This is a genomic window from Cryobacterium sp. MLB-32, from assembly GCF_000738085.1.
In the GTDB taxonomy this organism is placed as follows: Bacteria; Actinomycetota; Actinomycetes; order Actinomycetales; family Microbacteriaceae; genus Cryobacterium.
In genome coordinates, this window is the sequence record NZ_JPRS01000585.1 from 1 (window position 1) to 617 (window position 617).

General features: G+C 60.3%; 1 protein-coding gene. It reads left to right on the forward strand.

Translation table 11 applies throughout. The features are described 5' to 3' along the window. A partial coding sequence (locus tag JF66_RS20090; RefSeq protein ID WP_035880665.1) for an ATP-binding cassette domain-containing protein occupies window positions 1–476 on the forward strand: 476 nt, incomplete at its 5' end. Between the last annotated feature and the right edge of the window lie 141 nt (window positions 477–617).

Genomic DNA, 617 nt, shown 5'->3' on the forward strand with positions numbered 1-617 from the left:
ATGGGCTCAACCTGATCGACGACATCAAGCGAAACATCTCGATGGCGTCGCTGGACAAGCTCACCACGAGCGGCCTTGTCAACGACAACGAAGAATACAAGATCGCCAACGAGTACCGCACGAGCATGAACATCAAGGCACCCTCCGTGCTGGCCAAGGTGGGCAAGCTCTCCGGTGGCAACCAGCAGAAGGTCGTGCTGTCGAAGTGGATCTACTCCGACCCTGATGTGCTCATTCTCGACGAGCCGACCCGCGGCATTGACGTGGGCGCGAAGTACGAGATCTACACGATCATCAACAAACTCGCCGCGGCCGGCAAGGGCATCATCGTCATCTCCTCGGAGCTCCCGGAGCTGCTCGGGATCAGCGACCGCGTCTACACAATTTCCGAGGGTCGCATCACGGGGGAGTTCCCGATCGCGGATGCCAGCCCGGAGCTCCTCATCAAACACATGACCATGGAAAAGGCCCGCTAGCGTCGGCGCAGCGGTAAAGGAGAAACGCTCATGAGCAACCAAACCAAGCAGCCGACCGAAACGGCCCCGGGCTTCGAGTCCAACCCCAGCACCAATAGAGCCGCGTCCTGGCTCACCCATCTCCTCGCGGACCTGGGCAAG